Source organism: Glutamicibacter bergerei, assembly GCF_054495185.1.
Window position 1 is genome coordinate 652,952 of record NZ_CM137131.1, and the last position, 26,527, is coordinate 679,478.

The window sequence follows — 26,527 nt, forward strand, 5'->3', positions numbered from 1 at the left end:
GCATCCCGCCCCCGTGGCACCCCTGCGCTTAGTCGCGTTGGATATCGGCGGAACTAAAACCCATGCGGTGCGTTACCTAGGAGATCAGGTAGTGGCCGAGGCTCGAACCGGCAGCGCAAATGTGCAAAACGTGAGCGTGGAGCAAGCCCAACAAGCGCTGCGTGAAGCATTCACTGCGCTCGGCGATGAGCCCGTTGATTTGGTAATTGCCGGCTCCGGGGGAATAGATACGGACGCCGATGAACTGGCACTGAGCGGGCTGATCGAACGGTTCGCTCCGAAAGCCGAGGTGCGTATCGTGCACGATACGAGGCTGATCCTTGCCGCAGGTTACGCGCAGACCGGAATTGCGGTGATCCTCGGTACCGGCTCTGCAATTTGGGGTGTGAACTCTTTTGAGCGAACCGCTCGCTACGGCGGTTGGGGATATCTCTTAGGTGATGAAGGCGCAGGCTACTGGTTTGGGCGTGAAGCGGTACGCCATGCTTTGGATGAGTTTAACCGCGGACAGCAGCGTTCTGTGCTGACATCTCTGCTACTAGAGCACTGCGGTTGCGAGCATCGGGAAGAACTCATTGCGCTCTTTCACGGTCAAACCACTCGCGAATACTGGGCGCAATGTGCCTCGGTAGTTTTTGACGCCATCACTGCGGGAGATGCGGCGGCCGAAGAAATTCTTGATCGCGCCGCCACTTACGTCGTGGCAAGCATCAGTGAGGTCGCCAAACAGCTAGAACTCACCGGACCCATTGTGCTTGGCGGGGGAGTGATTGAACACCAGAGGATTTATCAGCAACGGTTACGCGCGGAACTAGGTTCCGCAGGATTCCATGACCTACGATTCTTGGATCAAAGTCCGGTTTATGGGGTGGCGTTCCTGGCCGGATTAGTCGGTAATACCTAAAGGTTCGCTCGGTAGGACGATTGAGGTGCGAGCGATCGTTAACGCACCATCAACTCGGTTGTTCGTCCCGGTATCGTCGCACCAATCCACACCGTAGGGGACAGCAACAACAAAGGCCTCACCGGCCCACGTGTCCTAGGGACAAAGGCAGTCCAAAGATCTCGGCGGTTGCCAGCACAGCTAGTCCAGTTGAAGCCCTCGAGTTTCCGGAGCGAAACGCGCCATCACCAACATGGCCACGATGACCAACACGGTAGCCCCCGCGAAGAGCCACGGCAGTCCAACGATTGGCCACAAGGCAGCAAAAAGTAGTGGGCCAAAACCAGCGGCAAAACGCGACATCGTTGAAGCCCAGCCAAAGCCGCTAGCTCGCAGTTCGGTGGGGTAGAGCTCGGAAACATAGGCATAAAGCACCGGGATAGCAATTTGCACGATGACACCAAAGACGAGAATCCAAGCTACCGCGGTGGCTGGTGCGTCAAGGCTGAGCGCCACTACAACCAGGATCAATCCCGAGAGTGGTGCCGAGATTCCGAGCAACCATTTGCGCCCTACCCGCTCAACCAGCACGGCAGCAACCACCACTCCGAGCAGACCCATGAGCGCCATCACCGCGGTGGCGAAGAAGGAGGCGGACTGCGCCATGCCTGCTTCGGTCAGAATGGTAGGCAGCCACGTCAGTGCAAGGTAGTAGACAAGTAAGACGGTGATGAACAAAAGCCAGCTTGTTGCGGTCAGTTTTGCCGAATAACGCCACAATTCAACAACTTGCTCCCACCAGCGGGTGCCCTTGCCTGGCGGGATGGCTTCGATGGCGTAGTCCCGTGGTGTCGCTCCGGTACGCCGCACCAGATCATCGATGACTTCACGGGCTTCGGCCTCGCGACCCTTTGCGGCGAGGAACAAGGGTGACTCGGGCATTTTCAGCCGAACCAAGAACACCATAAACGCAGGCAGAATCATGACCCCAAGAATGAGTCGCCAGTTCCCAGACGTAGCCATCACCCATCCGGAAACAAAGAAGGACAACGCGGCACCGATAGGCCACCAGCCATCCATTGCGGTCAGTACCCGACCGCGCAGTTTTGCTGGCGTGAACTCCCCGACTAACGCATAATCCACCGGAATGCAGCCGCCTAAGCCAACTCCTGCGAGGAACCGGAAGGCCACAAAAAATCCAAAATTGGGGGAGAGCGCACCGAGCACGGTAAATACCGAGAACATCAGTAAGGTCAGCGAAAAAGCATTCTTGCGTCCGTACTTGTCCGCGATACCGCCCCAAAGGAAGGCGCCAATGGCCATACCCACCAAATTTGAGGTTCCCAGCAACGCTGCGGTGGGTCGATCCAGACCCCATTCGGCGGCCACCAATGGGATCAGGGCGCCGTTGAGGGTCACGTCCCAGGCATCAAACATGAAACCTAGGCCACCGATGATGAAGATGGTGCCCTGGACCTTCCATTTAAAGGGCAGTTCCTGCACAACTTGTGTACCGGAGGGAATGGTGGCAGTTGGCACCTTGAGTAGCCTTTCCTATGGGCCTCACAAAGTGTGGCACGTTCGCCACGAAGCATACCGAAACCTTGAGTCCCATGCACCTCATTACGCTTATTCCGTAGCTTCGTCAAGACCTGTTATGACAAGGCATATGGGAGTATTCTCTGGTCATGGGAGTAGATTGGACCGCTCTCGAAGAGGCAATACGGGTGGCTGCCCTTCGACACGCGGCAGAAGTGATTGCTGAGCACCCGGAGCAGAATTTTTATGCCATCGCCCTGCATGGGGTCAGCACCACAGAGAGTGAAAATATCTCCATGCCGTTGCTGGCGCTTAATTCTGTGGAAGCACTCGAGCGGGACCGACAAAGCGAGTCGCGAGAGCTTCTCGTGGAGCGCGGCGAAGACCTCGATGAGGATGCCGACTACGAGGACCGATCGGATGCGCAAAGCGAGGAACAACTGCGCGGTGAAGGACTCATAGATTCCGATAACGAGCAGGATGATGAGTCCGCACAATCAGCAGACGATAGTGAAGAAGACACTGAAGACCTTGACCAGGTCTTAGAAGCTATCGAAGCGGATCTCGAAGCCGACGACAACGACAGTTTCTACTCGGATAAGTGGGAGCCAAGCGATTGGCACTGGTCTTCCATTGAATTATGCCAAGATCCTGCGGCACAAATCTGGTCTGATGCAATGACCGAGCAAGCCACGCAAGAGGGATGGGAAAATACGATCAAACGTTATTATCACACCCTCGTCGCGGTAGCTCATTCGATTCGTGAAGAGTTGAATGAACGCACCAAGGTGGATCTGGTTGCCTACGTTGCCGATGATGATCATGCAGAAAAACTCCTAGAACTCTGTCTGACCCCACAACAACTTGATGAGCATTTTCCGCAGCTAGAACAGCCAGTTCAATAGCCCCGACATGAACTGCTCAGTCTTTAGCTTCCGGCGCTAGAATAGGTGCGGCGGTCTATGGCCGCCCGCCCCTTTTCATCTCACCGCCGGGAGAGCATTTTCGTGAGTAAGACCGTCTTGGACCGTGTAGCTATTCGCCGCGCGTTGATTTCCGTGTATGACAAGACTGGGCTGGAGGAACTGGCCGCTGGGTTGCATAAAGCTGGCGTGCAGTTGGTCTCCACCGGTTCGACCGCGAAGAAGATCGCGGCGGCAGGAATTCCAGTCACCGAAGTAGAGCAGGTTACCGGCTCCCCGGAAATGCTCGATGGCCGGGTGAAGACCTTGCACCCACGCATCCATGGTGGCATTCTTGCCGACCGCCGCGTGAGCGAGCACATGGACACCCTGTCCTCCATGGACATCGACCAGATCGACCTAGTCGTGGTGAACCTCTACCCCTTCGTGCAGACCGTCGCCTCGGGCGCCAGCCAGGACGAAGTGGTTGAGCAGATCGATATTGGCGGTCCAGCTATGGTCCGCTCGGCTGCAAAGAATCACGCAGCAGTGTCCATCGTGGTTGACCCATCGTTCTACTCACAGGTCGTCGAGGCCGCTGCAGAGGGTGGCTTCGATCTGAAGACCCGTCAGCGTCTCGCCGCTAAGGCTTACGCACACACCGCAGCCTACGACACCGCAGTGGCATCATGGACCGCCAGCCAGTTCTTGGATGAAGACGGCGACGGCGTGATCGATTGGCCAGCTTACTCCGGTGTTGCCTTGCAGCGCGCCGAGGTGCTGCGCTACGGCGAAAACCCACACCAGCAGGCAGCCTTGTATGTTGATGAGGCAGCTCCTGCCGGCATCGCACAGGCTGACCAGTTGCACGGCAAGCCGATGAGCTACAACAACTATGTGGATGCCGATGCGGCATTGCGTGCGGCTTTTGATTTTGAGCAGCCAGCGGTAGCGGTCATCAAGCACGCGAACCCTTGTGGTGTCGCGGTAGCTTCCCCAGATGCCGTAGATCCAATTGCTGACGCGCACGCCAAGGCACATGCCACCGACCCGGTTTCGGCCTTTGGTGGCGTTATCGCCGCCAACCGCACCGTCACCATGGCGATGGCAGAAACGGTTAAGGGCATCTTCACCGAGGTTGTTATCGCACCTAACTTCGAGCCAGAAGCCGTGGAAATCCTTTCGGCTAAGAAAAACATCCGCCTGCTGGCCCTGCCAGAAGGTTATGCACGTAATGCCAATGAATTCCGTCAGGTTTCCGGTGGCATGCTGGTACAAGCTGGGGATCAGATCACCGCAGCCGGTGACGACGTGGCTAACTGGACTCTTGCAGCCGGCGCGGCAGCGGATGAAAAAACTTTGGCAGACTTGGCCTTTGCTTGGCGTGCGGTGCGCGCAGCGAAGTCCAACGCAATTCTGATTGCTAAGGACGGCGCAGCCGTTGGTATTGGTATGGGCCAGGTCAACCGCGTGGATTCGTGCAAGCTTGCGGTCGAGCGTGCTAACACCCTCGGGGTGAAAGTTGAATCAGGTGCAGATGCAGCCGGCGGCGCAGAAAACGTCGACGGCGCACAGTCTGAGCAGCGCAGTCAGGGAGCCGTCGCGGCTTCGGATGCGTTCTTCCCATTCGCTGACGGTCTGCAGATTCTCTTGGATGCCGGTGTTACGGCAGTCGTGCAGCCAGGTGGATCGGTTCGCGACGAGGAAGTAGTTGCCGCCGCTAACGCGGCCGGCATCACCATGTACTTCACCGGGGCACGCCACTTCTTCCACTAAGAGGTTCCCCGCGGCACGGGCCGCTCAAGTTATCGGTAGACGATGACTTGAGCGGCCCGTCGTCTTTTAACACAGGTTACGCATTACTAATATTGAGAATCATTCTCATGTAAGCTCTAGTGCTATGAAGCTTATTTTTGTCTCATCCTTAGAAGTTCACTGCCGTGATGCAGCGGTCCAGCGCCTGCTGAGCGAGTACCCCCAGGCGCTGGTGATCAGCCACGATCTCCTCGAGGGAAATCGTGTACTGCGCCGGGTGGAAGGAAACATCAACGCCAGTGAACGCGCAGAATCCGTGCTCGAACATGGATGCGTCGGTTGCGCGGTCCGGTTTGAAATCCTTCCGACCCTATTGCGCCTGTTGCCCCAGAACGAGGATGCGGTAATCATTCAGTCGTTGCCGGCGACTTGGCATAGTGATCAAGTTTTGGACATCGTGAGCACCGAGCTCGAAGGGCGTGGCGTTGCGATCGACCAAGTTGCTCTGGCTCTGGATCCCGCCGCCGTGGAAGACCAGTTCTGGGACCGCAGGAACCTGTGGGAGTCGGGATTTAATGCCATGGCCAATGATGAGCGCACTGCCGGAGAGTTCCTGATCCGCGAAATTGCGCTGGCTGACAGCCTGTTGTTCGTCGAAGGGTTGAGTGTTGCACTACTAGGCGAATCCGCCGGGCACTTGAATTCTTCCGGCGAGCAATTCAGGCGTGGAATGAAGCTAATACGTGATTTGGCACCGCACGCCACGCTCACCTCCGCGCAGGGCAAGGTCGCGTTGGGTGCCTATGACCGTGACGACGCGCTTCGCAGATCCCGCCCCGGCCACTTTCAGCACGGCTCTGGCGCCACGGATGTGGGTGGTACAAAGATCCTCATCAAGGTTGAACGGCCGCTAGATGCCGATCGGTTCCGTGAGGTACTGCCGGATCTTGCAGCTACGTGCATGTGTATTCGAGGGACGCTCTGGATGGCCAGTTGTCCCGGTGTGCGCGTGGCCCTCACTGGGGCCGGACCTCGAATCTGGCTGGAATCAACCGGCGCCTGGGAAGGCGATATTGCCTGCACCCACCTTGAGCTGACTGGTTCGGAGCACTGCGAAGCCGAGGTGAGGGCGCTGCTGGAGCCTTGTGAACTCAGCGATAGGCAGCTCTTGGCTCTGCATGGTGCTTCGGGTGCATTGGATCCAGGGCAGCAACAGCACAATGAATGGAAGCGAGGTGAAAATGAATGAAAGTTAGGAATTCGATCCGGGCGCTGAAAAAGATGCCCGGTGCTCAAGTGGTCCGCCGCCGCGGCAGGATATTTGTGATCAATAAGAAGAATCCACGGATGAAGGCTCGCCAGGGCTAAATCCATCCGGGAAACACCTCGGTTCTCGAAAGCCAGAAAATGTGCTTTTGCGTGCCGAGGTGTCGTTTTTAAACGATTCTTGTGCGATTGTTTTTGGTATGTAGGTTCTGGTCAGACGGGTGCTTCGAGTTGCCCGGAATAGGATTGTTCAACAACCCCTTGCGCAGATTGTTCAACAACCTGTAATGTACTACTCATCACTCGCGAAGGTGAGCGCAATCACCACCGATAGTTATGGATGGAACCATGGCAAATTCAGAGATCAAGCCGCAGATGAGCTCCAAAGCTCGGCGGACCGCCCTTATGGGGGCAATGTTCCTCATGGCCACAAGCGCCATTGGGCCGGGTTTCATCACCCAGACGTCGGAATTCACGGTCAAGCTCGGCGCGTCCTTCGCCTTCGCGATTGTCGTTTCGATTTTGGTTGATATTGCAGTCCAGCTCAACGTCTGGCGTGTTATTGGCGTCTCCGGAATGCGTGCCCAAGAACTGGGCAATAAGGTACTTCCAGGCGTTGGATGGTTCCTCGCAGCACTCGTCTTTGTCGGCGGTGTGGTCTTCAACATCGGAAATATCGCCGGAACCGGCCTTGGGCTGAACGCGATGCTGGGCGTTGACGCGAAAATCGGTGGAGCAATCTCGGCGCTTATCGCCATTCTCGTCTTCTTGTCTAAAAAAGCCGGGATGGCACTGGACCGGATTGTAGTGCTCCTCGGAGCGTTGATGATTCTCTTGATGCTTTACGTAGCAATCGTTGCCGCGCCACCTGTTGGTGAAGCATTGAAGAACACCGTGATGCCTGAAAATATTGACTTCTTGGTCATCACCACGCTGATCGGTGGCACCGTGGGCGGTTATATTACATACGCCGGAGCGCACCGCATGATCGATTCGGGCACCTCCGGTGTTGAGCACGTCAAAGCAGTCAGCCGCACCTCGGTAGTCAGTATCATCATCACCGGCGTCATGCGAGTTCTGCTGTTCCTCGCGATCTTCGGCGTAGTCGCCGGTGGTGTCGCATTGACCAGTGATAACAAAGCAGCAGAGGCATTCGGAGCAGCTGCCGGAGAAATCGGCATACGGACTTTCGGCGTGATCCTCTGGTCTGCTGCGCTGACATCAGTTATCGGTGCCGCATATACGTCGGTATCCTTCGTCACCAAGTCCACGACCAACGAACGCACTCGCAACCTGATCACTGTCGCATTCATTGCAGTCTGCGCGGTAATCTACCTGTTCCTCGGACAGGCTCCACAGACCCTGCTGATCTTCGCCGGGGCTTTCAACGGACTGATCCTGCCCGTCGGATTTGCGGTTCTCCTCTGGGTTGCCTGGCGTCGCCGCGACCTTCTGGACAACTACAAATACCCGGCATGGCTACTGATCATCGGTGCATTGACTTGGGTGCTGACCATCTATCTTGGGTGGATGTCACTAACCGGCCTAGCCAAGCTCTGGGTCTAAAAACCAACTAACTCGGAGAGGCAGACATCATGAAACTCGAACAACCAGAACGCAGCACACGAGCAGGACTGACACCTGAGGAAGCGCGTGAGCTATTCCGAGCGGGTCTGAGCGTACCAACAGCTGGCTACAGTGCCGGCTACGCACAAGCTAACCTGATCATCGTTCCGAAAGACCTGGCATTTGATGTCCTCCTCTTCGCCCAGCGCAATCCCAAATCATGCCCCATTCTGGGAGTACTTGAAGCAGGGCAGACCAGTAATGAACTACTGGTTGACGGAGATATCCGCACCGACCTGCCCAAGTACACGGTCTATGAAAACGGCGAGAAGATTGCCGAACCGACAGATCTCACCGAATACTGGCGGGATGATCTGGTGACATTCATTGTCGGGTGCTCCTTCACTTTCGAAGCAGCCCTGATCGAAAATGGCATCAGTATTGCGCACATCGACCACGGCACTAACGTGCCTATGTATAAGTCGAGCATCCGCAGCGCTTCGGCCGGGAGCCTCACCGGGCCGATGGTGGTTTCAATGCGTCCGATTCCGGCCGCTCAGGTGGCCGACGCAGTGCGCATTACCTCCCGCTATCCAGCGGTTCATGGGGCCCCAGTTCACGTGGGAAACCCCGAAGAAATCGGCATCACAGATCTGGGAAAACCAGACTTCGGCGATGCCCCCCTTATGCCGGACGGAGCGATTCCAGTTTTCTGGGCATGCGGCGTGTCCCCACAGGCCGCTGTCATGGAATCCCGTCCTACGCTGGCGATCGGACATGCCCCCGGGCATATGCTAATCACCGACGCCAGGGACTCGCAATATCAGGTGCCGTAACCCCAAGTACTAGCAACGGATTGAGTCCAGTGCCGCGATTCCGCCCCCAAGGAATCGCGGCACTTCTAATTTGAACGCTTAGTCTCTGCGCGTGGTATCCAATTGCAGAGCCAACCAAGCATCCACTTCAGCTAAACGTGACTTCCTTGCAGCCTCATCAAGAAATGAGCCTTCAAAGGAGTTGCGGGCCAGCGTAGCCAGATCGCTGACAGTCAGGCTGAACTGTTCGGCCACCGCAGAAATATTGGCGTCTAAATAGCCACCAAAGTAGGCCGGGTCATCGGAGTGCAAGGAAACCTTTAAACCAGCTTCGAGCATCTGTGGCAAGGGATGATCGGCTAGAGTCTCTACCGCACGCAAACGCACATTAGACAAGGGGCATACGGTCAGTGGCATCTGCTCTTTGACCAAGCGAGCCACCAGCTCAGGATCGTCCATGCAGCGGATACCGTGGTCGACACGCTCAACCTTCAAGACGTCCAGTGCTTGGCGGATGTAATCAGCTGGGCCTTCTTCGCCGGCATGGGCCACGACATGCAGGCCGTGCTCGCGTGCGTAGCTGAAGACCTCTTCGAAGAGCTCTGGCGGGAATCCCAGCTCGGAGGAGTCCAAGCCGATCCCGTCGATGGCATGGTTTTCGGTGACAATCATTTTCAGGATTTCCATGGCTGAAGCAGCCGGAGCATGACGCCAGAAGCAGGCGATAAGTTTATGGGTCACACCCCATCGTTGCTCGGCCTCTTCGAGCCCAGCGCGTATCCCGGAAATGACCTCGGACAGCGACAGGCCGCGTTCAATGTGTGCCTGCGGATCAAAAAATAGTTCCACATGCCGCACCCGGGAAGCGTGCGCGCGGTTCAGGTACGCGGTCGTGATTTCTTTGAAATCTTCGCTTGTGCGTAGTACTGCCATATTGGCGTAGAAAAGATCGAGGAACGACTGCAGGTTGTTGAATTCGTAGTGTGCGCGTAGTTCTTCGACGGACTCATAGGGCAGGTCTATCCCATTCTTGGAAGCCAAAGCGAAAATAGTCTCCGGTTCCAGAGATCCTTCCAAATGGATATGTAATTCAGCAAGGGGCAATATCACGAAGGTTCCTTCCAAGGAATCACAATTTTGAATACCTGGGTCTGATGCGTTTTGGATGCGATGAATTATTGGCACGAGATGGCAACGCTTCGAGGAGAGAAACGAATCGAAGTCCCCATCAGTCTATTTTAACGATACCCGTGTGATTGATCAGGACCAGCGGCATTATCATGCGGTGCTCCTCACCGTCTCAGAGAGAAACCGTGGACTTGAAGAGGCCTATTTTAGACTCCTGACAGGATCATAATGATTCGCTGACGTAATTGATGTGGATTTACGCCAAGGTCTTTAAGGCATTGGAATGCCAGTCCTTCACCCGCGCGGAGCAATGCCAAAAGTAGATGCTCGGTATCTACTAGTTCATGACCTAGCCCCTTGGCTTCGCGTAGCGAAAGTCGAAGGAGCTTTTTGGCATGCACGGTTAGCCGGACTTCGTCGCCCGGTTCAAGTGAACTGGCCTTAGGCACTGTTTGTAGCTGGGCGAGGATCACGTCAAGGGAAATGTCGAGGGCCCGTAGGGCTTGCGCGGCTACTCCGTGCCCTTCGCGGTGCAAAGCTACCAGTAGATGCTCGGTGCCTAGATGGTCCTCGTTGCGAGCAATGGCCGCTTGCTGAGCCAATATGAGTACCAAGCGTGCCCGTTCAGTGAACTTCTCAAACATGTCGTCACGTCCTCTAGGACTCCATGCTCTGATGCTATACGCATTTTGAAGCGAATAGCTGACTAAAGTGCAAGGAGTGAACGTACATAGCTGTACTTTTTCGCCAACCGTTCACGGGTCGCTTCGGCTAATAGTGCGGTGCGTTCAGGGGAAGTATTATCGGCAAGATCTGCATGCTTGACGAGTAGTCCTATGGGATTTGAACGGACCCGCGCACAGTAGTCCTCGATGCTTTCGCCTTGACGTTTAGTCACTGAATCGACCGCCATAACGACGTCCTGAGAGATTCCCGCGGCCAAGAGATCCGAAGCAGTGAACTCGCAGTCTTCGATCACGTCATGAAGCCATGCCGCAGCAACAGCAGTGTCGGTACCGCCCTGCTCGTGAACCGTCGCTGCCACGCGAGCGGGATGAGTAATATAATCTGCTCCGGACTTGTCTACTTGGCCGCGATGGGCACGGCGAGCAATAGCTTCAGCGATGACGGGCAATGAAGAATCAGTCATGGTGCTCCTAGCGGGGTTGCGAGGACTCGTAGTGTTCTAGGAGTTCGGTCTCAGCGGTATTCAAATAAAGCTGCAGGGTATCGGCCGCTTCCATCCGTTGACCGGAACTAAGCAGGTCAACCAAGGCACTGTTTCGTGAGACGTAGTGTGAATGAAAGTCAGGGGCATCGCTCATCGCATGGAACACCAGCCGCATTTTTGCCAGTACCCGGCTCATTAATTCGAGCAGGTGAACGCTTCCGGTAGCACGCACTATAGTTTCGTGGAATTGCTGATTGGCGTCTGCCATGAGGGCAATATTTTCGGCTTCAGCGGCGGCACGGGCCTGCTCAATGATCCGCGATAGCTCATCAACATCTAGCTCTGGGCCCCAAGCTAACGCGGCGGGTTCGATAGTTCGACGAACCGCGTAGATTTCCCTGATATCCGCTGCGTCTGGGGAAGCGACGAAGACCCCGCGATTCGGAATGCGCGAAATAATCAGGTCACTATCTAAGAGTGTGAATCCTTCGCGCAACGTATTGCGCGAGACTCCCAGCGCGCTGGACAACGCTTGTTCGGAGAGCTTAGAACCTGGAAGTAATCGCCCTTCGGCGATTTCTTGGCGCAAGGTCGAGGCCACCCAAGTGCTGGTGTGCGCATGGGTGGACCCGTCGCCTAACGGAATTGAAGTGTAAATCTCGCTCACGTTCATTCCCCTAATTTAGTTCAGCATCTCGGCAAACCTCGCATTGACTAAGAGATAGTTCCCATCACATCGCCACGAAGCACGCTTTGTCCGGGGCTGAGATCTGCGGAAGTGAAGATGCCATCGCGGTGGGCGGTCACCGGGGATTCCATCTTCATAGCTTCTAAGACGGCCACGGTTTGTCCTTTGCTCACCGACTCGCCATCCTGTGCTGAGAATGAGACCAAATTACCGGCCATAGGGGACACGATGGAACCCTCATCGGTGTCGGCACCCTGCACGGCTGCTGAATCCGCCGAGGTTGATCCGCCGTGACGGATTGCATTGACCAAGGCAACGGGCAAGCCAAGAGCCATGGCCTTGCCATCAAGGTCAATGGTTAGTACCTCGCGTTCCGCACCGGCCTCGGTGGTAGCAATTTCATCGCTATTAGCCAGTTCATCAGCGAACTCTGATTCAATCCACGTCGTGTAGACGCCAAAACGTTGTTCGGCGACGAAATCCGGATGCTTAGACACTGCACGGTGGAACGGTAGAACCGTAGGAACCCCCTCAATGGTGAACTCTGCCAACGCCACCTGGGCACGACGTAAGGCCTGTTCGCGGGTAGCGCCGTGAACAATCAGCTTGGCCATTAGCGAGTCGTACTGGCCAGGGATCACTGAGTTGCTGCGCACTCCGGCGTCCACGCGGATGCCGGAGCCGGTAGGCGCCTCGAACCGGGTGATGGTGCCAGGCCCTGGCAAGAAACCACGAGCGGGATCTTCGGCATTGATACGAAACTCGAAAGCATGACCCACCGGGGTAGGGTCTTCGAATACCGAGAGTTCCTTACCATCCGCAATACGGAACTGTTCGATGACTAGGTCCAGACCGGAGGTCTCTTCGCTGACCGGGTGCTCAACTTGCAATCGAGTATTGACCTCAAGGAATGAGATGAGGCCATCGGGGGCTACTAAGTATTCAACGGTACCTGCGCCCACATAACTGGCTTCACGGCAGATCCGCTTGGCTGACTCGTGGATTTCGCTGCGCTGCTCATCGGAGAGGAACGGTGCAGGGGCTTCTTCCACTAACTTTTGGTGACGACGCTGCAGGGAGCAATCGCGGGTACCCACCACAATGACATTGCCATGGGTATCTGCAAGAACCTGAGCTTCCACGTGACGTGGCTTGTCAAGGAAGCGCTCCACAAAGCATTCACCCCGACCGAACGCGACGGTGGCTTCACGGACCGCAGATTCGAAAGAATCTTCTATGTCTTCCATGGTGTGCGCGACCTTCAGGCCACGTCCGCCACCACCGAAGGCTGCCTTGATGGCAACAGGTACTCCATACTTTTCGGCAAAGGCTCGAACCTCACCAGCGTTAGCTGCTGGGGCATCGGTGCCGGGCACCAAGGGAGCGCCGGCACGAACCGCGATTTCACGCGCGGTGACCTTATTGCCCAAAAGCTCAATGGCTTGTGGTGACGGGCCAATCCAAGTCATTCCGGCGTCGATGACTGCACGAGCAAAGTCGGCGTTTTCGGAAAGGAAACCATAACCTGGGTGAACCGCATCCGCACCGGCGCGCTGGGCAATGGCGATGATCTTGGAAATATCCAAGTACGTTTCGGCACTCGAAGACCCTTCAAGGGAATATGCTTCATCGGCGCGACGCACATGCAATGCGTCGGCGTCCGGATCAGAGTAGATGGCAACCGATTTTAGGTTGGCGTCGGAGGCGGCGCGGGCGATACGAACAGCGATTTCGCCGCGGTTGGCGATCAAGACCTTTTTCATGCCTAGTTTCCTTCGGTGCGTGGAGCGGATTCGGAAAGTTCAAAACGGATATGGCTACCCGGCGGTAGTTGTGCGGCAGCAGATAAGTCTTCGGCGATCACGGTAGCAATGACCGGGTAACCTCCGGTGACCGGATGGTCGGCGAGGAATAAGACCGGCAATCCGGATGGTGGGACCTGTAGCGAGCCCAGAGCTACACCCTCACTGGAAAGTTCTCCAGTGCGGACTCGTTCCAGGGCGCTTGCTTCACCTTCCACGCCTAAGCGCACTCCGATGCGGTTCGATTCACTAGTAACCAACCACTGCTGATTGAGCAGTTTCTCCACACCCACCGGGCCAAACCAGTCATCTCTAGGCCCCACGCTGACGCGTAAGACGAAGCACCCATCGGTGTCTTGAATCGGTAAGGTACTAGGCTCGCGCTCTCCGACTACTTGGAGATTCTCTGGTGGTGCAACCGGCAGGAAAGTTCCTGTAGTCAATGGGGCAGGACCAACACCGGAGAGTGTGTCGGTAGCTAAAGAACCGAGAATTTTCGGCAGTTGGATGGTGCCGCGTACCGAGATGTAGCTGCGTAAACCGTTACCTGTAGGTGCTAAATCCAAGCGCTCGCCGTTCAACAGCGCGAATGGTGCGTCCATATAGGCTTCACGTTCGGTGCGGACGAGATCCTCGGGTGCTGGAGTGACGCTCAGTTTAGCTTCCGCGCCGCTGACCGCTAGGACTTGATCTCCATGGGCTTGCAAGCTCATACGGCCAGTCAAATTTTCAATACACGCTTGGTTGGGGGTATTCCCGACCAGCCTGTTTGCCTGATACAGCGAGGTTGTATCTGCGGCGCCACTGGCAGGTACGCCAAGCGCACCAAAGCCGTAGCGGCCGGCGTCTTGTAGCAAACTTTGCAAACCGGAATCGAGCACTTCGAGTCCATCGCCACGAGGCGCGTCGGCGACTTGGGCGGTGGGTGTTTCGGTGTGGAGATTTAAGGCGTTGCGCGAGGCGACAAACTGCACCCGATCCTGTGGACGGATAAGGGCCGGGTTCTCCCGGTCCAAATCCCACAGCGCCGAGTCGGTGTGGCCTAGTAGCTGCCAACCTCCGGGGGATTGACGCGGGTATACGGCGGAGTATTCCCCAGCCAGAGCGACCGATCCGGTGGGTACCGAAGTGCGTGGCGTTTCACGGCGAGGCACTTCCAGTACCTTATTTTCACCGAGCAGGTAAGCGAAGCCAGGAGCGAAGCCACCAAAAGCGGCCCGCCACTGCTGGCCGGTGTGCGCATTGACCACGGCCTGTGCGCTCAAACCGGTGAGCTGAGCGACGGTATCGAGGTCTTCGCCGTCATAGTAGACCTCGATAGTGACAAGTTTTCCGGAAGCCACAGCTGCCGTGTTGAGCTTCAGCTGGGGCAGATGTTTGACGGCGGCTCGAGCCTGCTCGGTGGTTTCAAACTTCACCATCACCGTTTGGGCTGCAGCCAAAACATCGCGTTGGCCAGGTAGCGGCTGGGCTTGTAGGCAGGCGTCGAGAGCTAGGACCGAGTCGAGGTCTTCTAACTCGACAAGGACATCATGGCTTCCGGCGGCAAATACATTGGTAATGCTCATACGAAGCTCTTGATCTGCACTCCGGCGGATTCTAGCCCGGCGCGCACCGCCGCGGCCATGGCTACGGATCCGGCGGTATCTCCGTGAACGCAGATGGATTCGGCCGGCATCTGGATAACCGATCCGTCGATGGCTTTGAGCGTGCCCTCACTTGCCAGACGAATCATATTTTCGGTCACCTGGGCACTGTCATGGAGCACCGCATTGGCTTCGCGACGAGAAACCAAGGTGCCGTCGGGGTTGTAATTACGGTCCGCAAAAGCTTCGGCTACTGGGCGCAATCCGGCGTGTTCTGCCTTCGCTAACGCCACCGAACCAGGAAGTAAGAGCACCGGGAGATCTTCGCCAAAGGCCTTAATTGCATCGATGACGGCCTGGGCATGAACCTCATGATGAACAATCGTGTTGTACAACGCCCCATGGGGTTTGACGTATTTGATATTGGAACCTGCTGCGCGCGCCAGGGCCTGGAGCGCCCCGAGCTGGTAGAGCACATCGTCTGCTAGCTCGGTGGCCGAGCAGTCTAGGAAGCGACGGCCGAATCCGGCCAAATCCCGGTAACCGACGTGAGCGCCAATGGTGACTCCCGCGCTGACCGCGTCACGACAGGTCTGCGCGATACCGCTTGGATCGCCTGCGTGGAAACCACAGGCCACATTAGCCGAGGAGACCGAGGTGAAGATTGCTGCATCATCACCCATGGCCCAGTTGCCAAAGGACTCGCCTACATCAGAATTAAGGTCGATATACGTCATCTGTGATCCCCGTCTCTCCACGTCGTTTATCTAAGCATGCACCAAAAACGCATATTGTTCAACAATCTTTCTTGGCTTCGCGCAAAATATTAATGCGTAGCCAGGTGAAGGCAATTATTAAACGCAGCAGGGGTCCGCAGCCACTGGCTGCGGACCCCTATTCAGCGCTTCAACCGAAGGTGCTAGCCCACATTAGGCGCGCTTTTCGACCTTGATGAAGAACGAGAGCACCACGCCGATTGTGCCCAACAATGCGCCCACGATAAAGGCGGCATGCGCACCGGTGAAGAGCGACTGCGCCAAGTCGGAACCCTGCGCGAGATCTTTGTTGGACAGCACCGACATCACGGTGATGAAGATCGTGGTGCCGATGGCGCCGCCGAGTTGCTGACCGGTGCTGAAGATCGCCGAACCGTGTCCGTGAAGGCGGGGATTGACCGAGGCCATAGCCGAGGACATCAGCCCGGTCATCAGCAATGCCAGACCGATCGAGAAGATGACGTGGCAGATCATGAACATCCACAGTTCGGTTTCGGTGGTGACCGTGACGTACATCCACTGGCCCAAGGCCAGCATGATGGCGCCGGGGATCAAGACTGGGCGAGGGCCGTGCTTGTCGTAAATGCGGCCGAAAATTGGTGAAACGATGGCCTGTGCGAGACCGCCTGGCAATAACATCATGCCAATGGCTAGAGCGCTAATGCCCTTGCCTGATTCGAGAATGATGGGAACCATCATGATCGTGCCGAGCAATGTGCCGAAGGCAATCATGATCAGCACGATTGCAAAGGTGAAGTTGCGCGAGGCGAAGGGGGTGAGGTTCAGTAGTTCCTTCCCCTCGCGGGTCAAGCGAATCTGACGCTTGATGAACAGTGCCAAGGAGGCCAGGCCGACAACAAAGGTTGCCACGGTCAAGCCCATATTTTCGCTGGCCTTTTCAATGCTGGCGATGCCGTAGACCAGCAAACCAAAGGCGAGCGCGGAAAGGATCACCGAGAAAATATCGACCGGAAGCTTGCGTGCGTTTGATGGAAGCTTGATGAAAATAATGCCCAAGAATAAGGTGATCACTGCCAACGGAGCCATCAGTACGAAGATGTAGTGCCATCCCCACGCGTGAACAATTGCGCCGGAGACGGTCGGGCCAACGGCAGGACCGACTGAGATCACGATGGAGTTCAGGCCCATGACCATGCCGCGCTTGTGCACTGGAGTTAAGGACAAGGTGGTAGTCATCAACAATGGCAAGACGATAGCGGTGCCAACGGCCTGAATGATTCGAGCGAGCAGCAAGAAAGCGAAACTCGGGGCGAAAATTGCAATCAATGTGCCGACCAAGAAGCTGGACAGCGCGAAGACGAACAACGAACGACTGCTGAAGCGCTGCAGTAGGAAGCCGGTGGTCGGGATAACTACGGACATTGTCACGAGGAATCCTGTGGTGAGCCACTGCCCGGCCGAAGCCGAAATATCCATATCCGCCATAATGGCTGGGAGAGCCACCGTCAGGACAGTTTCGTTCATAATCATCAAGAACGCGGCTAGCGCCAGTGCTCCGATGATTCCGGTGAGCTGCTTAGTGGGCAGTACCGGATTTTTGGGTCGTGAAGGCGCGGTTTCGGCCTTGATTTCGGTGCGCTCAGGAGCCACGGATTCCTCTTTCTAGAATTGTTCAACTTTCAAATTTTGGCACAAGGTGACACAATTTCGTAAGCGAAACTGGCAGAGTGTGACAGAAAACAACTCTGCGCTGGAGGGTCGTAGGATGATGACTAGAGGCAGAACAACAAGTAGGAAATTTAATGGGAATTCGTGACGATCATAAAGCCGCTACCAAGCAGGCTATTCAGGCAGCGACCCTAGATCTCATTGAATCTTTGGGGCTTGAGGCAACTACCGTGGCGCGAATTGCCGAACGCGCGGGAATCTCCGAGCGTACATTTTTCCGTTACTTCGATTCGAAAGAATCGGCCATCGTCCCGGGCCAAGGCGATCTCATCGCCGCGCTCGCCGGAGCTGAAATTGTGGCAGGAAAATCCTCCTCTGAAATTTTCCATGCACTGCTTGAAGTGTGTCGAATGCATTTCAGTGTCGAGGTTCGTCACCATGAAATCCGACGGATCTCCCGGCTCATGCGTCAAGACCCCAAATTGCTGGTGATCGCCACGCGCCGCGAGCAAGAACTAGTCGTTTCACTGAGTCAGTCATTGATCGAACGCGAAGTGCTAGACGTGATGCAGGCGATGCTGGTCGCTGAATTGGTGGCAACTGCTTGGCGTGTTGCGTGGCAGTGTTTTGCGTATGAAGAAGCTGCTGGGCTGACCTCAACGCCAGCTGAACTTTTCGAGAAGGCAATCATTAGTCTCTCGCAGATAGCGTCGATAGATTCCCGTGGGGCCTAAACCTTCTCGTTTGCACATTGAGTTACTGCTCATTAACTTAAGTGTGACAAAGTGCTCGGGCACTATTCATCGCGGTATTTCAGGGAAAAAGCGTGAAATTTAGCTATAAAGTAAACGCCCAAAAGTGTGGTGCAGGACAAAATCAGGTAAGTTGAGAACGTTGAGTTTAGGGCGGATAGCCCGCTTCCGCACGACGTTCAGGGAGACGCCACACTTATGGCCAAGATTATTTACACCCACACCGACGAAGCCCCGATGCTGGCAACGCACTCGTTCCTGCCGATCGTGGAGGCCTTCGCGTCAACCGCCGGTGTTGAACTTGAGACCCGCGACATTTCGCTGGCAGGGCGCATCATCGCCACTTTCCCGGATTATGTCACCGAAGAACAGCGCATCGCCGATGCACTGAGCGAGCTTGGCGACCTAGCCAAGACCCCGGAAGCAAACATCATCAAGCTTCCAAACATCTCGGCATCGATCCCACAGCTCAAGGCTGCCATCACCGAACTTCAGGCAGCTGGCTACGCATTGCCAGATTACCCGGAGAACCCATCCTCGGATGAGGACACCGATGTCCGAGCACGTTACGACAAGCTCAAGGGCTCTGCCGTGAACCCAGTGCTACGTGAAGGTAACTCGGATCGCCGCGCACCATTGAGCGTGAAGAACTACGCACGCAAGTACCCACACTCCATGGGTGCCTGGGCCTCGGACTCAAAGACCAACGTTGCCACCATGGCAGCCGATGACTTCGCCTCCAATGAGAAGTCCATCGTCATCGACAAGGACAAGTCCATCTCCATCCGCTTCGTTGGCGAAGACGGAGCGGTTAAAGTTCTGAAGAAGCCATTCAAGGTTCTTGAAGGCGAAGTTATCGACGGTACCGTCATGCACGTCGCTGCACTGACCGAGTTCCTGAAGAACGCAGTAGCCCGTGCGAAGGAAGACGGTGTGCTCTTCTCGGCTCACCTGAAGGCCACCATGATGAAGGTTTCGGACCCAATCATCTTCGGTCACGTCGTCAAGGCGTACTTCTCCGAGCTGTTCGCTACCTACGGTGACGAGCTAAAGGCCGCGGGTCTGAACCCAAACAACGGCCTAGCTGCCATCCTTGGCGGACTAGATGAACTCTCTGATGACGTTCGCGCCGGGGTGGAGAAGCTGATCGCTAAGGGTCTGGAAGAAGGCCCCGCCGTTGCCATGGTCGATTCCGACAAGGGCATCACCAACCTGCACGTTCCATCGGATGTCATCGTTGACGCTTCGATGCCAGCAATGATCCGCCTCGGCGGAAAAATGTGGGGCCCAGACGGTAAGGAAGCCGAAACCTTGGCCGTCCTGCCGGACTCGTCCTACTCGGGCGTATACCAGGCGGTTATCGATGATTGCCGTGCAAATGGCGCCTACGATCCAACCACCATGGGCACCGTACCAAACGTGGGCCTGATGGCTCAGAAGGCCGAAGAATACGGTTCCCACGACAAGACCTTCGAGCTGGCTGCCGACGGCCACGTGCAGATCTTGGACGAGAACGACACCGTGCTGATCGAACACCAGGTCTTCGCCGGCGACATCTGGCGTGCCTGCCAGGCCAAGGATGTTGCCATCCGTGACTGGGTCAAGCTTGCTGTAAACCGTGCCCGCGCCTCGCAGACCCCAGCGGTCTTCTGGTTGGATGAGAAGCGCGCACACGACGCCGTGCTGATCACCAAGGTCAACGAGTACCTCAAGGAATACGACACCGATGGCCTGACCATCGAAATCCTGAATCCGATCGAGGCTACCAAGTACACCATCGAGCGTATCCGCAAGGGCGAGGACACCATCTCGGTGACCGGTAACGTGCTTCGCGACTACCTGACCGACCTGTTCCCAATTCTGGAACTGGGTACCTCGGCCAAGATGCTTTCGATCGTCCCACTGCTTGCCGGTGGTGGACTGTTCGAGACCGGCGCCGGTGGTTCGGCTCCAAAGCATGTGCAGCAGCTGGTGAACGAAAACCACCTGCGCTGGGATTCACTGGGTGAATTCATGGCTCTGGGTGCTTCCTTCGAACACCTGGCCAACACCACTGACAACGCTCGCGCACAGATTCTGGCAGATACCTTGGATGCCGCAACCGGCACCTTCCTGCTGGAAGACAAGTCGCCTAAGCGTAAGGTTGGCGAGTTGGACAACCGTGGCAGCCACTTCTACCTAGCTAAGTTCTGGGCCGAAGAGCTTTCCAAGCAGGACAAGGATGCTGCGCTTGCGCAGGCCTTCTCCGCTGTAGCCAAGGCACTGGACGAGAATGAGGAAGCCATCGTTTCCGAGCTCGCCCAGGTCCAGGGCAAGGCAGTGGATATCGCTGGTTACTACCGTCCGGACGAGGCAAAGACCGCGGCCATCATGCGTCCAAGCGCTACCTTGAACAAGGCTCTGGAATTGCTGACCAAGTAGTCTCAAGCTAGTCAACGAGGGCCGCGTAACTACCGATTGGTAGTTACGCGGCCTTCGTCGTTAACATTTGCAAATCACTTGGGCCACCCGTTCAATGTCATTTTGTTGAGAGCTTATCCGTGTAGTCAGCCAATGCGCGCAGAGCCTGATGTTGTCTCTGGTCGGCCGAACTGGAAGACTCAATTTATGAGTCAGATCTGGGAACTAGTAGATGCCGAACGCAAAGCACTGATCAAGGATCTCGCCGAACTGAGCGAGGAACAATGGGCCACACCGTCCTTATGCGCCGGCTGGACGGTTCAAGATGTTGCCGCGCATCTGATTGATAACGCGCGCACTACAACGCCTCGACTTGCGATAGCCATGGCAAAAGCCCGCTTTGATTTTGACCAACAGAACGCAAACGGTGTCGCCGCAGAAAAAGGCGCGAGCGCCCAGGAGACCCTCGCAGCACTCCGCGAAGTGGCCGAACGACGCAGCGGGCCACCGGCCCCACTCGCCAGCCGCTTGGTAGAAGAAATCGCGCACGGCGAAGACATCCGGCGTCCGCTGGGAATTGAACGCAACTACCCGCCACAGTCAGTGCAACTAGCCATTAGCTACCAGACGCGCACGAGCAAAGCCTTCGGTGGCGCAAAAGAGTTGGCGCGCCGGGTCACCTTGGTCGCCGAGGATGACAACTTCAACCTTGGCACTGGGATGGAAATTAGGGGCCCGCTGATTGAACTGTTGATGCTGGTTACCGGGCGTGAGGAACGAAGAGGTTCTATACACGGCCCCGGCGTCGCCTTTATCTGATCCTTAGGTCCAAACATCCGAGGAGCCGCGCGGGCTTAAAGCCCGCGGCCGGCCTCCCACAAATTATCTGCCGTACCCGCCAACAGGGCGTTCAACGAGACCGCCTGCGCATCGGTAAACGAGGCAATGTAATCCACGATCGCGCGGGCCTGGCCTAAGCGCTGCACCTCATTCGGGCCGGCCTGCAAGAACAGCTCGGGGGAGTGCGCGCGCAACTGCCGGTATTCCTCGGTGGCGGCCTGAACGGAGTCCAGAAGGCGGCGCGGCGCACGCGCCGCATCATCGGGGTCATTAAGCCATGAGTTAAATCCTTCGGCCAAGGACTTGATGATGCGAGTCTGCCCGCGCTGGTACACGGCTAAGTCCGAGCGATCCAAGACGAAGCGCGAGTGCACAAACTTCAGCACGCCCACATCATGCCACGCCTCCTTGGTGAGCCGCACATGTCCGCTGCGGATCGTTGGCGTACGTTCCACGGTCACCGATTCTTGCAACCGGTCGATCCACCGGCGGGTAAATGCGGTCACGGCGCGGTCAGCTTCTAACCCTCCATCGTAAGGAACCGCCAGCAGCCCCTCAACCAGGTCATGTCCTACACGCTGCACCGAGTCACGGAAAGCATCCGCGTCGGCAATCCATGGATCCTTGGCGAAGGCGCGACGCCAGGTCATTTCCAGTGCATGGCCCGGCTTGCGCTGGTCCAGATCTGCTTGGCGCAAGGCGGCCAACTGTTCGGTCTGCTCCAGCCAGGCCCGGAATTCGGCGGACACCGTGGTGTACTGCAAAATTCCCGCGCGGTAAAAATCATCCAGATCATGAACCGCGTAGGCGATGTCATCGGCGATATCCATGACCGAACTTTCAACGGTCTGCTGGTACTTGGCGACGGCGGGGAACACCGAGAGCACGTCACGCATCTCGGCGGCTTCAATATCGTAGGCAGAATACTTGATGGCGCCTGCCGCTGGATCGGTACCCACCCCGCGGGGAAGCAACTCCGAGGAAATCGGTGCCATGGTGCGCCACTCGTTTCGCGTCCAAGGATATTTCAGCACCGCGGCACGCACCGCACGGGTCAGATTCATCCCACGCGCCGTAGCACCACAACTATCCAGCGCGGTCAAAATACGGAAGGTTTGCGCGTTGCCCTCAAAACCGTCGGGCAACCCCAAAATGTTGCGGGCCACCCGGTCCAGTTCTTGTTCGCCCAAATGTCCGAAAGGAGGGTGGCCCAAATCGTGGGCGGCAGCCGCCGCCTGGACGACGACCGGATCGCAACCGCCTAGTTCCGCGACAAGGTTGCGGGTCTCCTCGTCTGCGGTGCGCAACCGGATGGCGATGCTGCGTGCCACGGCGGAAACCTTCAATGAGTGAGTCAGCCGGTTATGCACCGTGGTGCCCGAGCCGGCCTGCGGAATAACCTGGGTGACCGCGGAGAGGCGTGAAAAGTACGGGGAAAAGCGGATGCGTTCGATATCGATGCGGAAATCGTCCTCGTCGGTACGATTCTGCTCGATGATTGCGCGTTCTCGGCCGCCGGTGTCATGAGTTTTCTGCCTGATATCCATCGTAGGAACTAGCCTAAGTCATGCACCCCAAACGAGCAGGTAAAACCGGTGATTGGGAGTTTCTAATTCGCCGGACCAACCACACGCACCAGATGAAGTGGTTCCTGCCCGACGGCCAAGCGCTTGACCTGTTCCACGGCCAAGTTCATCGCAAGATCGATGAACTTCGACGTATTTCCAGCTATATGCGGGGTGATCAAGCAATTTGGTGCCGTCCACAAGGGGTGTGCTTCGGGTAGCGGTTCCGGGTCGGTGACATCCAGCGCCGCGCACAGTCTTTCTGACTGGAGCTCGAAGAGCAGTGCCTCGGTGTCGACCACGGGTCCGCGTCCGACATTCACCAGCAGGGATCGATCTGGCATGCTCGCTAAAAATTTATCATCGACGATTCCGCGCGTGGACGGGGCGTCTGGCAGGGCCACGATCACGAGCTGCGCTTGTGGCAGAAGATCTGGCATCTCATCGATCCCATGGACCTGTGTGCCGTCGTCGAGCTGCCGAGCACTGCTGGCTACCGCGAACACCTCCTTGGGTTTGAAGGGCAGAAGGCGTTGGTAGATCTCTTGTCCAACCCCGCCAAATCCCAACAATAAAACGGTGGCTCCGTGCAGAGTGCCACCCCACAGCGGATTCCAAACTTGCTTTTGTTGTTGAACTCCTGCTGCGGGAAGCTCGCGCAGAGAAGCCAACACCAGAGCCAGCGTGTGCTCAGCAGTGGCATCTTCTACCGCACCGCGGGAATTGCTCAAACTAACGTCGGGAGTCAGATGTTCCAGAACCCATTCGTACCCGAGGGAGAGCAGATGCACGTGGCGCAATCCCGGAATTCGAGAGACCCGAGCGCGCCGTTCGACCAACAACGGACGTTCGGTAATCAGCACATCTGCTTCCGGGGCTTCCTCGACCGAGTCGTTGAGGTGCCAGTAGATCGGAGTGACGCCGGGTACGTCGAGTTTCGCCAAGAGCCGGCCATTGGGGACGAGCACGCGTAAAGTCAAAGGGTTCCTCCCGTATGGATCGCACCGGTGCCGTAGTTGTCCGGGGTGAGCCTCAAAGTTCATTCTGCGCATCTTTGCCCCGCCGTGCAAGTGCCCAGTCCTAGTGTGAAGCACGAGTTGATTAGGCGAATCGGTCGCTTCATGAGGACAATCTGATTATCAAGATGTTAGAGTTTAGGCATGTCGCAGCCTGTAGAAAACGTGAAAATGTCCGGAAAAACTCAGGCGAATACCAGCTCGTCGATCTTCATGTATTTGGGATGCACAGTGATGGTTCTCGGCCTCGCCAGCCTCATCTTGGGCGGTGGAATCACCGGTGGACTGGTACTTCTTTCCGGCGCTGTGCTCTATGTGGGAACCACTATCACCGAGGCAATACGCACCAAATAGCAACGCCGACCGTGTGGCACATCGTGGCCGGGGGAGCGGCTCAGTCGCCGCAGGTACTCGCACCGACCAACTAAAACACAGATCCGGAAGTGTCATCCCAGCCTTGCCGTTCTGATTGGCCCTGCAGGTAGTTCTGCGATCTTTATCTTGTGATATCTCCTGCGGAATCTTCCATAACCTGTGAGAGCATCGATTCGACGATTTTCAAATCTTCGCTCGGCTTCCGAACGATCTTGCCGCGCTTGTTGCTGAAGTTCTTAAAATCAATGATGACAAGATTCAAATTGTGCTCCGGGATGAGTTCTGCTTTACGGGCATCGTAGATCCTGCGCTGGTCGCCGCGTCGCCGTCCGCTCGCCGTCATCTTGTCGTCGAAAAATGGCACCGATTCGGTGTGCTGCCTTTCGTGATATTCCACGACTATTCCGAGTTCAGCCCAATAACCGTCCACCGGAAGTGGCTTAACTTTTCCGTTCGTTATCGATGGGTCGCCGACCAGCCAGGGGAACGTTTGCTGGCCTGTCCGCTTTGCCGCCAGCACCTGATCGCAGAGCTCGAGCACGTAGTGCTCGTCGCTGTCGGCACGTTTACTGGGCTTGGGTGCCGGCAGATGCTTCGGTGGCTCGGGCACACGCCGCGTGCTTCCCCACCCCAGCTCCCAGCCGAGTGAATCGTCGAAGTAATCGGCATAGGCAACGGGGAGATCAGCCAGGCTATGAACTTGGGACAAAAGCATCGCGTACCAGTTGGTGTATTGCTGGTTTCCGCTCTCTTGACCCGTACTGCGCTGCAGCGAGGGCATCGCCTCAAGAATTGCTTCCGCAACGCTCACATGGCTGACGTCTTCGGGAAATTGGACGTCATTATTGAAAACGTTTTGGCCAGCCGTGGAGTACAGGCAGCGCTCTTCCGCGTTATAGGGGTCGCCGAACTCATCCTCGAAATTCCATTCCGTGACGTTGAAAATAACAATCCGCCAGGCCGTACCTGAGGCATTGATTCCGGGCAAAATACGCAGAGCGTAGTAGCCCAAACGGTGCAGCAGCCCAACGGCTTCAAGTATTCGCAGAGGAAGCTGAGAGTCCAATTGACATCCTTCGATCGAGGTTCTAATAAATGCTGACATGTCCTACCGACGGTTGGGGCCAACGCCGTTCGCGCAAGGACTCATCGGCGCTACATTTGCTCCTCGGCGCTCAACTAATGACTGCGCTCCTTCTAACTACACGTTCCGCTCAATAACTTGATAACCCAGGGAACCAGATGAAATGACAGAATCGCCGGTGCTCTGATACCTCGCACCAGTGCCGCGCCCTTCGTCTGAACCGCCATCACCGAGGCGAGCCGCACACAATAGCAGCGCCGACCGTTTTGCACATCGTGGACAGGGAGTTGGCGGCTCAGCCCTCCGAGTCCGTGGCTTCCAGCTCGGCCAGGAACTTGGCGAGCCGCGCGCTGCGGGTCTTCTGGGTCCGGGAAATCATCAGCTGATGCAGGATGTGATAGCGCGGCTGGGACTTCAACGCGGCGAAATTTTTGGCAGCAAGAGGAGATCGGTCCAGCGCATCTTGGAGATCTTGCGGTACCTGTGCGGTGGCTTGGCCTTGGTAGGCACGCTCCCACCGTCCATCTTCCTTGGCCTTCTGGATTTCCGCGAAGCCCCGTGGCCGCATGCGTCCTTGATCAATCAATTCCTGGGCGAATTCAGTGTTCTTCTGGGACCAGACAGAGTTCTTCCGGCGGGGAGTGTAGCGCTGGAGGAAGGTCGTCTCATCGCGTTTGCGGCGGATGGCATCGATCCATCCGCTGCAAAGCGCCTCGGGCAAGGCTTGGGTGACCGTCAGCGAAGTCGGAGTTGTAGTCCCTTTCTTCGCTACAACCAGCCATACGCCGTCGCTGGTTTCTTCGTGTTCGTCGAGCCAAGCGCGCCAAGCGGTGGCATCAGGAAGAATCAAAGCATCTTGTGGATCCATGGAACCTATCCTGCACCTCGTTGCCCATAGTTGCTAGAGCCTGGACTCGCCGTCGGGATGGTGCCTGCCATTGCTTGCCCCAAGCACGGCGGGACGTGGCCGGAGACCGTGGAGCAATTTC

24 protein-coding genes are annotated in these 26,527 nt (G+C 56.7%); 11 read left to right on the plus strand and 13 right to left on the minus strand.

Translation table 11 applies throughout. From position 1 onward, the window contains the following. Positions 1–13: 13 nt before the first annotated feature. A complete protein-coding gene (locus ACX5K5_RS03040) occupies positions 14–904 on the plus strand; it encodes an N-acetylglucosamine kinase (protein WP_442346879.1) in 891 nt (296 codons plus the stop codon). A 180-nt stretch (positions 905–1,084) separates the two neighbouring features. Here the strand turns inward: ACX5K5_RS03040 and ACX5K5_RS03045 are convergent, their stop codons facing one another. Next, positions 1,085–2,422 (minus strand): MFS transporter, encoded by a 1,338-nt coding sequence (locus ACX5K5_RS03045; protein ID WP_443438384.1) that lies wholly within the window; start codon positions 2,420–2,422, stop codon positions 1,085–1,087. Between the two features lie 188 nt (positions 2,423–2,610). On the opposite strand from ACX5K5_RS03045, the gene ACX5K5_RS03050 reads away from it, so the two are divergent. The 6 genes from ACX5K5_RS03050 to ACX5K5_RS03075 all read left to right on the plus strand — a co-directional run bounded on the left by ACX5K5_RS03050 (position 2,611) and on the right by ACX5K5_RS03075 (position 8,747). Continuing rightward, the gene (locus ACX5K5_RS03050; RefSeq protein ID WP_443461787.1) at positions 2,611–3,327 is read left to right on the plus strand and encodes a DUF4303 domain-containing protein; all 717 of its coding nucleotides are present in this window, start codon (positions 2,611–2,613) and stop codon (positions 3,325–3,327) included. Positions 3,328–3,429: 102 nt separating this feature from the next. After that, positions 3,430–5,100 (plus strand): bifunctional phosphoribosylaminoimidazolecarboxamide formyltransferase/IMP cyclohydrolase, encoded by a 1,671-nt coding sequence (gene purH / locus ACX5K5_RS03055; protein WP_459175009.1) that lies wholly within the window; start codon positions 3,430–3,432, stop codon positions 5,098–5,100. Between the two features lie 124 nt (positions 5,101–5,224). Next, positions 5,225–6,328 (plus strand): GTP-binding protein, encoded by a 1,104-nt coding sequence (locus tag ACX5K5_RS03060; RefSeq protein WP_459175010.1) that lies wholly within the window; start codon positions 5,225–5,227, stop codon positions 6,326–6,328. Continuing rightward, positions 6,325–6,447 (plus strand): type B 50S ribosomal protein L36, encoded by a 123-nt coding sequence (gene ykgO, locus ACX5K5_RS03065; protein WP_188684215.1) that lies wholly within the window; start codon positions 6,325–6,327, stop codon positions 6,445–6,447. Before ACX5K5_RS03060 ends, ykgO begins: the two co-directional genes overlap by 4 nt. A gap of 246 nt (positions 6,448–6,693) precedes the next feature. Continuing rightward, positions 6,694–7,911: an NRAMP family divalent metal transporter gene (locus ACX5K5_RS03070; protein ID WP_188684217.1), complete on the plus strand. Its 1,218-nt coding sequence runs from the start codon at positions 6,694–6,696 to the stop codon at positions 7,909–7,911. A gap of 29 nt (positions 7,912–7,940) precedes the next feature. After that, positions 7,941–8,747, plus strand: a complete 807-nt coding sequence (locus tag ACX5K5_RS03075; RefSeq protein ID WP_443458869.1) for a putative hydro-lyase — start codon at positions 7,941–7,943, stop codon at positions 8,745–8,747. A 78-nt stretch (positions 8,748–8,825) separates the two neighbouring features. On the opposite strand, the gene ACX5K5_RS03080 is transcribed toward ACX5K5_RS03075, so the two are convergent. From ACX5K5_RS03080 to ACX5K5_RS03115, 8 genes are all read right to left on the minus strand, one after another. Continuing rightward, a complete protein-coding gene (locus ACX5K5_RS03080) occupies positions 8,826–9,836 on the minus strand; it encodes an adenosine deaminase (RefSeq protein WP_459175011.1) in 1,011 nt (336 codons plus the stop codon). A 224-nt stretch (positions 9,837–10,060) separates the two neighbouring features. Further along, positions 10,061–10,498 carry a Clp protease N-terminal domain-containing protein gene (locus ACX5K5_RS03085; RefSeq protein WP_096257400.1) on the minus strand — a complete coding sequence of 146 codons (438 nt, stop codon included), beginning with the start codon at positions 10,496–10,498 and terminating at the stop codon, positions 10,061–10,063. A gap of 62 nt (positions 10,499–10,560) precedes the next feature. Continuing rightward, positions 10,561–11,004, minus strand: coding sequence for an HD domain-containing protein (locus ACX5K5_RS03090; RefSeq protein WP_096257402.1), 444 nt, complete (start codon positions 11,002–11,004; stop codon positions 10,561–10,563). Between the two features lie 7 nt (positions 11,005–11,011). Next, positions 11,012–11,692: a GntR family transcriptional regulator gene (locus ACX5K5_RS03095; protein WP_240520572.1), complete on the minus strand. Its 681-nt coding sequence runs from the start codon at positions 11,690–11,692 to the stop codon at positions 11,012–11,014. Between the two features lie 47 nt (positions 11,693–11,739). Next, positions 11,740–13,476: an acetyl/propionyl/methylcrotonyl-CoA carboxylase subunit alpha gene (locus tag ACX5K5_RS03100; protein ID WP_096257406.1), complete on the minus strand. Its 1,737-nt coding sequence runs from the start codon at positions 13,474–13,476 to the stop codon at positions 11,740–11,742. 2 nt (positions 13,477–13,478) lie between these two features. Then, a complete protein-coding gene (locus ACX5K5_RS03105) occupies positions 13,479–15,083 on the minus strand; it encodes a 5-oxoprolinase subunit B/C family protein (protein ID WP_346059388.1) in 1,605 nt (534 codons plus the stop codon). Then, a complete protein-coding gene (locus ACX5K5_RS03110) occupies positions 15,080–15,838 on the minus strand; it encodes a LamB/YcsF family protein (RefSeq protein WP_096257410.1) in 759 nt (252 codons plus the stop codon). The genes ACX5K5_RS03105 and ACX5K5_RS03110 overlap by 4 nt, the downstream gene beginning before the upstream one ends. 192 nt (positions 15,839–16,030) lie before the next feature. After that, on the minus strand, positions 16,031–17,488 hold the full coding sequence (locus tag ACX5K5_RS03115; protein WP_459175012.1) for an MDR family MFS transporter: 1,458 nt from the start codon (positions 17,486–17,488) through the stop codon (positions 16,031–16,033). 152 nt (positions 17,489–17,640) lie between these two features. Between ACX5K5_RS03115 and ACX5K5_RS03120 the strand changes: the two genes are divergently transcribed. From ACX5K5_RS03120 to ACX5K5_RS03130, 3 genes are all read left to right on the plus strand, one after another. Next, positions 17,641–18,240, plus strand: coding sequence for a TetR/AcrR family transcriptional regulator (locus ACX5K5_RS03120; protein WP_188684233.1), 600 nt, complete (start codon positions 17,641–17,643; stop codon positions 18,238–18,240). A gap of 216 nt (positions 18,241–18,456) precedes the next feature. Next, the gene (locus ACX5K5_RS03125; RefSeq protein WP_096257414.1) at positions 18,457–20,679 is read left to right on the plus strand and encodes an NADP-dependent isocitrate dehydrogenase; all 2,223 of its coding nucleotides are present in this window, start codon (positions 18,457–18,459) and stop codon (positions 20,677–20,679) included. A gap of 186 nt (positions 20,680–20,865) precedes the next feature. Then, the gene (locus ACX5K5_RS03130; protein WP_459175013.1) at positions 20,866–21,477 is read left to right on the plus strand and encodes a maleylpyruvate isomerase family mycothiol-dependent enzyme; all 612 of its coding nucleotides are present in this window, start codon (positions 20,866–20,868) and stop codon (positions 21,475–21,477) included. Between the two features lie 35 nt (positions 21,478–21,512). Here ACX5K5_RS03130 and ACX5K5_RS03135 read toward each other — a convergent pair whose 3' ends face one another. Then, positions 21,513–23,045 (minus strand): deoxyguanosinetriphosphate triphosphohydrolase family protein, encoded by a 1,533-nt coding sequence (locus tag ACX5K5_RS03135; protein ID WP_346060301.1) that lies wholly within the window; start codon positions 23,043–23,045, stop codon positions 21,513–21,515. Positions 23,046–23,107: 62 nt separating this feature from the next. After that, on the minus strand, positions 23,108–24,043 hold the full coding sequence (locus ACX5K5_RS03140) for a 2-hydroxyacid dehydrogenase (RefSeq protein WP_170947923.1): 936 nt from the start codon (positions 24,041–24,043) through the stop codon (positions 23,108–23,110). 180 nt (positions 24,044–24,223) lie between these two features. Between ACX5K5_RS03140 and ACX5K5_RS03145 the strand changes: the two genes are divergently transcribed. Further along, positions 24,224–24,433, plus strand: a complete 210-nt coding sequence (locus ACX5K5_RS03145) for a hypothetical protein (protein ID WP_096257421.1) — start codon at positions 24,224–24,226, stop codon at positions 24,431–24,433. A gap of 142 nt (positions 24,434–24,575) precedes the next feature. Here the strand turns inward: ACX5K5_RS03145 and ACX5K5_RS03150 are convergent, their stop codons facing one another. Together ACX5K5_RS03150 and ACX5K5_RS03155 are read right to left on the minus strand one after the other, a co-directional pair. Further along, entirely contained in the window at positions 24,576–25,520 is a 945-nt protein-coding gene (locus ACX5K5_RS03150) for a hypothetical protein (RefSeq protein WP_459175014.1), read from the minus strand. Positions 25,521–25,833: 313 nt separating this feature from the next. After that, positions 25,834–26,406, minus strand: coding sequence for a YdeI/OmpD-associated family protein (locus tag ACX5K5_RS03155; RefSeq protein WP_459175015.1), 573 nt, complete (start codon positions 26,404–26,406; stop codon positions 25,834–25,836). Between the last annotated feature and the right edge of the window lie 121 nt (positions 26,407–26,527).